This window comes from Nocardia sp. CC201C (assembly GCF_030010695.1).
GTDB classification, from domain to species: Bacteria; Actinomycetota; Actinomycetes; order Mycobacteriales; family Mycobacteriaceae; genus Nocardia; species Nocardia otitidiscaviarum.
Map to the genome: position 1 here is coordinate 1 of NZ_JASCXP010000440.1, position 6199 is coordinate 6199.

Annotated in this window: 6 protein-coding genes and 1 pseudogene; 1 reads left to right on the forward strand and 6 read right to left on the reverse strand. The window is 70.2% G+C overall.

Going from position 1 to position 6199, the window contains the following annotated elements:
- The 4 genes and pseudogenes from QK444_RS31000 to QK444_RS31015 all read right to left on the reverse strand — a co-directional run.
- Positions 1–345: pseudogene (locus QK444_RS31000) on the reverse strand (hypothetical protein); the annotation flags it as partial.
- Positions 346–390: 45 nt separating this feature from the next.
- Entirely contained in the window at positions 391–1398 is a 1008-nt protein-coding gene (locus QK444_RS31005; protein WP_282785642.1) for an NAD(P)H nitroreductase, read from the reverse strand.
- A gap of 13 nt (positions 1399–1411) precedes the next feature.
- On the reverse strand, positions 1412–2158 hold the full coding sequence (locus QK444_RS31010; protein ID WP_039818876.1) for an SDR family oxidoreductase: 747 nt from the start codon (positions 2156–2158) through the stop codon (positions 1412–1414).
- 92 nt (positions 2159–2250) lie between these two features.
- Positions 2251–3183, reverse strand: coding sequence for a universal stress protein (locus tag QK444_RS31015; protein WP_282785643.1), 933 nt, complete (start codon positions 3181–3183; stop codon positions 2251–2253).
- A gap of 341 nt (positions 3184–3524) precedes the next feature.
- Here QK444_RS31015 and QK444_RS31020 point away from each other — a divergent pair, with 341 nt between their 5' ends.
- Positions 3525–3896 carry a hypothetical protein gene (locus tag QK444_RS31020; protein ID WP_029928817.1) on the forward strand — a complete coding sequence of 124 codons (372 nt, stop codon included), beginning with the start codon at positions 3525–3527 and terminating at the stop codon, positions 3894–3896.
- Between the two features lie 9 nt (positions 3897–3905).
- On the opposite strand, the gene QK444_RS31025 is transcribed toward QK444_RS31020, so the two are convergent.
- Complete coding sequence (locus QK444_RS31025; protein ID WP_029928818.1) at positions 3906–4163, reverse strand: HPr family phosphocarrier protein; 258 nt, start codon at positions 4161–4163, stop codon at positions 3906–3908.
- Positions 4164–4189: 26 nt separating this feature from the next.
- Positions 4190–5728 (reverse strand): fructose-specific PTS transporter subunit EIIC, encoded by a 1539-nt coding sequence (locus QK444_RS31030; RefSeq protein ID WP_282785644.1) that lies wholly within the window; start codon positions 5726–5728, stop codon positions 4190–4192.
- Positions 5729–6199: the final 471 nt, after the last annotated feature.

The window sequence follows — 6199 nt, forward strand, 5'->3', positions numbered from 1 at the left end:
CGTCACCGGGACCGTCGTGGTTCCGGACCGGCCGTCGTACGCCCAGCGCACCGTCGCCTCGAAACGGCCGGTATCGGCGCGGCTGGCGGCCGCCGCCGGGTGCGGGTCGCCCACAAGGGTCGCCGGGACCTCGATCTTGCCCGCGTTCTCCACGGCGAGGCGTTCGGCCGTCTCGGTATAGCTCACGGTGCCCGCGGCACCCGCCAGCGGGACGGCGGCCAGGGCGATGGCGACGGCCACGATCCGGACCGAACTCTCACAGCGGTCGGAGAACCGCATGAGCGGATTGGTCGCCCACGGCCGCAGCCGCCATATGCGAAGCGGCAGTGCCGAACTGGCGGACATCGCCGATCACCTCTCTCGGAACTCGGGTGCTACCGCGCGCGGCGGTCACCGGGTGGTCGAGTCCACCGATCCCAGTGGCTCGTCCAGGGGATGCAGGACCTCGTCCAGCGGCAGTCGGGGCGTGGTCGGCACCGCCGCGCCGCTGGTCGCCGCCCAGCCCATGCGAATGATCAACTGCGGATAGCCGAAGTCGCCCAGGATGTCGTGGCGGATGCGGTCTCGGAACTCCGGCAGCTCCAGCGGTTCGCTGAGCGGACAGGTCGCCAGCCCGAGCGCGGTGGCGGCGAGCAGGACCGCACTGGCCGCCTCACCCGCCCGCAGCCGCGCCTGCGCGTCGTCGGTTCCGGTGCACAGCAACAGCATGCGCGCCGACTCATCGGTATCGTGCACCACCGTCTCGGCCAATCCGGGATCGCCGAACGGTCGGGTCGTCGCATCCCGCGCGGTGACGGCATTGCGGCCCGGAACACCGTGCGGCATGGCGTGATGCCCGCTCCAGACCGCCAGTTCGGCGCGGTAGGCGGGGTCGTGGGAGTGCGCGGTCGCCGCGCCCTCGAAACCGCGTCGCAGTGCCGCGAGTTCATCGGGGGCGTCGATGGCGCGGACCTGCACACCGCTGCTGGTGCCCGCCGCGGTCACCGTCGCGACCTGGGTGGCCGGCACCTCCCAGGAGGTGAACTGCCGCCGGTCGCTGTGCCGCCGCGAAATCGCCCGCGACAGCCGGACATCCTCGGGAGTCGGGGTGGCGGCATGGAATTCGACCGCGGCCAGATGCCGGATGTCGGCCGGATTCGGGAAGCGGTGCACCGCCGATTCCCACCCGAACACCCGCATGGCGACGCACAGATGATGCAGTGCCGCACCACAACTCACCAGCAGATCGCGCCCGTCCGGGTCGGTGTAGGGCAGCTGCCTGCTGTCGTCGGCGTACAGGTGCAGGGTGCGGTCGCCGATGCGCCAGAGCCAGGGTTGGCTGTTGTGCACCGAGGGTGCTCGCAGCGCCAGGGTCAGCGCCGCCCGCATGGTGGCGTGATCGGGGTGGTTGCTCGACATAGCTTCTGCTCCTTCAGGATTCGCCCAGGGCCAGGTTCTGTCCGGCGGTGGCGCCGCCGTCGAGTACGAACTCCGAACCGGTCGAGAAGGTGGCCTCGGTGACCAGGAAGCGCACCATGGCGGCGACCTCCTCCGGCTCGCCGAAGCGGGGCAACGGCTGTGCGGCGGCGACGGATTCGGGCAGCGGTTCGGTCATCGGGGTGCGGATGGGACCCGGATGCACCGAGCAGACCCGGATATCGTCGTGCCCGAGCTCCAGGGCGGCGGCCTTGGTGACGCCGCGCAGGCCCCACTTGCTGGCCACGTAGCCACTGATCCCGGCGTAGCCGATGAGTCCCGCGGTGGAAGAGACATTCACGATCACGCCGCCCCCGGCCGCCCGCAGCCGCGGAGCCGCCAGATGCATGCCCAACCAGGAGCCGTACAGGTTGACGTCGACGACATGGCGGAACATCGAGGGCGACTCGGTGTCGACGGTGCCGAAATCGAGAATGCCCGCATTGTTGATCAGGATGGCCAGCGGGCCGAAGGTCGCTTCGGCATCCGCGATCACCCGTTCCCAGCCCTGGGCGTCGGTGACGTCGAGGTGCCGGAAGAGCACCCGCGATCCCAGCGCGTCCGCCAGGGCCTCGCCCTCGCGATCGAGCAGGTCGGCGGCGACGACGCCGATACCCTCCTTGGCGAGCGCCGTCACCACGGCGGCTCCGATACCGCGTGCGCCGCCGGTGACGATGGCGCTTCTACCCTGGAAGTCGTTCATGGCGAAAGCCTTTCGTTCTGGTTCGGGAGACTGCCGCGGCAGCGTTCCGCTTCAGCATCTCGCGTCGCACCCCCGCATTGACGGGCCGAAGGTCACCGAACGCCCGGGTCGTCGGGCATTTTCGCGTCGTGCCGGACCACGAGCACCGGACATTGCGCGTGCTGGAGCAGCGCGGCGCTGGTCGATCCGATGAGCATGCCCGGGAAGCCGCCGCGACCATGGGTGCCGACCACCAGCAACTGCGCCCTGTCGGCGTGGTTGAGCAGCGCGCGCACCGGGGTGTCGCAGACGACCACGCGCTCCATGGGCACCTCCGGGTACCGCTCCGCGAAACCGGCCATCCCCTGCCCCAGCAGCACCGCTTCGGTCTCGTGGATGGCGGTCCAGCCGACCACCGGCAGGTCGTAGCCGTTGGTCTCGCCCCAGGCGTGCACTGCGACCAGGCCCACCTTGCGGCGCGATGCCTCCTCACACGCCAGTTCGATGGCGGGCTGGCTGTTCTCGGTGCCGTCCACACCCACCACCACCGGGAGCCGTGCGGCGTCCGCGTCGGTCTCCGACACGCCATGCACGACCGCCACCGGGCACTGCGCCCGCCGGCTGATGGCGGTGCTGACCGACCCCAGCAGGGCGCGCCGTACCGCACCCCGGCCGCGGTTGCCCACCACGATCATGACGGCCTCGGCCGACAACCGCATCAGGGTGGGGATGATCGGTTCGAAGGTGAATTCCGTGCTGACGGTGATGGATTCGCCCGGCACGGTGGCGTGCGCGACCGTGCTCGCCTCGCCGAGCACGCGAGCGCCGTCGCTGCGCAGCCACGCGGTCTCCGCCGCGCCCATCCCGGTGCGGGAACCGCGCCCCGTGGGGACGGCGTACGAGGTGATGATGTGCAGCGGGGCCCGGCGCAGATCGGCTTCCACGGCCGCCCACTTGACCGCCTGGTACGAGATTTCCGATCCGTCCACCGCGACGATGATCGGGGCGGTGCCCCGATCGGTCGCGGGGACGCTGTTGTCGGCCATGACGCCTCCTGAGTGTGGTTGTGCTCAGAGCATCTCGCCTGACCACGCCCACAGACAGGGACCAAGGTCACCGACCGGACTTGCGCAATGTCACCGGATGCGATGCCGAATCGACAGGGCTGTCGGCCGCCGAACGTCCAGGGGTCTTCACATGTCCGGATCTCGGCGCGGTCACGCCGACGCGGGACCGTGACCTGCGTGAAAGGTTACTGATTGCAGAGTTTGTAAATTGCCTACCTTGCGGAATTTTCAGTGAATCCCGACCGCGGCACCAACGGCGTGAGTAGCGTCTCGGCGCGCGGAGCTCCTTCCGGACACGTGGCAGAGAGGAACGAAAAACCATGGCGGACATGGATGTCGCATTGAAGGACATGATGATGTTGGACGGCGCGATCGGCGCTGCCGTCGTCGACTACGGCAGCGGCATGGCGCTCGGAGTGCTGGGCGGTTCGAAGAACCTGGATCTCGAGGTCGCCGCCGCGGGCAATACCGAACTCGTCCGCGCCAAGATGCGCACGATCGAACAGCTCGGTCTCAAAGAGGATATCGAGGATGTGCTCATCACCCTCGGTGCCCAGTACCACCTGATACGCCCGACCCGCGGCCGCCGATCCAAGGGGCTGTTCCTCTACCTCGCCCTGGACCGCAACCGCGGCAATCTGGCCCTGGCCCGGCACCGCCTCAAGGACATCGAGGAAGAACTCGAGGTCTGAGGCGAGCGCTCAGGCGTCGAGGTCGGCGGCGACCATTCCGGCGATCTTGTCGAGCGTGGCCTCGTCCTCGCAGGCTACGATGACCTCGGTGCCCGCGGCGGCACCGAGGGTCATGAGCATGAGCGCGGATCCGGCGTCGACGGGCGCGCCGCCGGGCACGGAGATGGTGACGGGGACGCCCGCGGCCTGGACGGCCTCCACGATGAGCGCGGCCGGGCGGGCATGCAGACCCTCGGCGGAACCGACGGTGACGGTGACCTGAGGCATGGTGAATCTCCCTGGTGGTGAGGTGGTTACACGGTGGCGGGGGCGGACGGGCCGACGGCCGCGGTGGTGCGGCCGAAGGTTTTGGCCGCGAGCACGCACAGCGCGGCAGCGAGCACGCCCACGGCCAGCGCGATCAGGAACCACGCGAGATGGCCGATGGCGAAGAAGACGAAGACGCCGCCGTGCGGTGCGCTGAGGGTCGCGCCCGCCGCCATGATGAGCGCCCCGGTCACCGCGCCGCCCACCATCATGGACGGGATGACGCGCAGCGGATCGGCGGCCGCGAAGGGGATCGCGCCCTCGGAGATGAACGACGCGCCGAGCAGCCAGGCCGCCCGGCCGTTCTCGCGTTCGGCGGGGGTGAACAGCCGAGGCCGCAGCACGGTGGCCAACGCCATGGCCAGCGGCGGCACCATACCGGCCGCCATGACCGCGGCCATGATGCGCAGCGACGCCGGATCGTCGACGCTCAGGCCCGCGACGGCGAAGGCGTAGGCCGCCTTGTTCACCGGGCCACCGAGGTCGAAGCACATCATCAGGCCCAGGATCACGCCGAGCACGATGACCGAGGTTCCGGACAGCCCGTTGAGCCAGTCGGTGAGCCCACTGGTGACCGCGGCGAGGGGTTTGCCCAGCACCACGAACATGAGCGCGCCCACGATGAGCGAGGCGAACAGCGGGATGACCACCACCGGCATGAGGCCCCGGGCCCACTGCGGCACCGCGAGCTTCGAGATCCACAGCGCCGCGAATCCGGCGATCAGACCGCCGACCAGGCCGCCGAGGAAACCGGCCCCGACGAAGACCGCCACCGCGCCGGCGGTGAAACCCGGTGCGAGACCGGGCCGGTCGGCGATGGCGAAGGCGATGTAGCCCGCGAGCGCGGGCACCAGGAATCCGAATGCCAACGCGCCCAACTGGAACAGCACCGCGCCGATATAGGTCGCCAGACCACCCTCGGGCAGCGCGGTCAGCGAATTGTCCAGCACGATCGTCTGGGCGTTGTCGGAGATCTCGTACCCGCCGAACAGGAATCCGAGCGCGATGAGCAGACCGCCCGCCGCGACGAACGGGATCATGTAGCTGACCCCGGTGAGCAGGATCTGCCGCAACCGGGTGCCCCAGCCGAGCCCAGCGGAATCCGCTGTGGCGGGCTCGGATTCGGCGTCCGGCCCGGACACCCGGGGCGCGGCGGGGTCGAGCGCGGCCCGCTGGGCCTCGGTCACCATGGCGTCGGGTTCGTTGATCGCGCGTTTCACGCCGGAGGCGACGAGCGGCTTACCCGCGAAACGCTCCCGACCACGCACGCCGACATCGGTGGCGAAGATGACCGCGTCCGCGGCGGCGATGGTCGCGGCATCCAGGGGCGTGCTGCCGGACGAGCCCTGAGTTTCCACGTGCACGGTGATCCCGGCGCGTTCCCCGGCGGCCACCAGCGAGTCCGCGGCCATGTAGGTGTGGGCGATGCCCGTCGGGCAGGCGGTGACGGCCACGATGGTGCGCACCACGGCGTCGTCCGACCGTTCGGCGGATGCCGGAGCCGAGTCGGGCTCGCGTTCGGGCATCGTCCCGGCGACCGTCGCTGTCGCGGCCTCCGGAGCCTTCGCGGCCTCCGGGGCTGTCGCGTTCTGCGAAACCGTTGCGTCCGGTGCAGGGGCATCGGCCTTCGCCGGGAGATCCGCATTCGCAGGCGCACCGGCATTCGCTGACGCACCGGCTTTCTCAGGTGCACCGCGCTTCGCAGGCGCACCGGCCACTGCCGACGCGCTGGCTTTCGCTGGCACACCCGCCTTCTCAGGCGCACCGGCTCGGGCAGTCGCACCCGCCTCCGCAGTCGCACCGGGCTTCGAAGTCGCACCGGGCTTCGAAGTCGCACCGGGCTTCGAAGTCGCACCGGGCTTCGAAGTCGCACCGGGCTTCGAAGTCGCATCGACCGGCGCGAGCACACCGTCGACGAGTTCGAGCACGTCGGCGGCGGTGGGAGCGGCACGCAACGCGGCAACGAATTCGGGCCGCACCAGCGCTCGCGCGAGGGT

Excerpts from the sequence above, each read along its gene's own strand:
- QK444_RS31010 (WP_039818876.1), bottom strand. The coding sequence starts at position 2,158 with ATGAACGACTTCCAGGGTAGAAGCGCCATCGTCACCGGCGGCGCACGC.
- QK444_RS31005 (WP_282785642.1), bottom strand. The coding sequence starts at position 1,398 with ATGTCGAGCAACCACCCCGATCACGCCACCATGCGGGCGGCGCTGACC.
- QK444_RS31025 (WP_029928818.1), bottom strand. The coding sequence starts at position 4,163 with ATGCCTCAGGTCACCGTCACCGTCGGTTCCGCCGAGGGTCTGCATGCC.
- QK444_RS31030 (WP_282785644.1), bottom strand. The coding sequence starts at position 5,728 with ATGCCCGAACGCGAGCCCGACTCGGCTCCGGCATCCGCCGAACGGTCG.
- QK444_RS31015 (WP_282785643.1), bottom strand. The coding sequence starts at position 3,183 with ATGGCCGACAACAGCGTCCCCGCGACCGATCGGGGCACCGCCCCGATC.
- QK444_RS31020 (WP_029928817.1), top strand. The coding sequence starts at position 3,525 with ATGGCGGACATGGATGTCGCATTGAAGGACATGATGATGTTGGACGGC.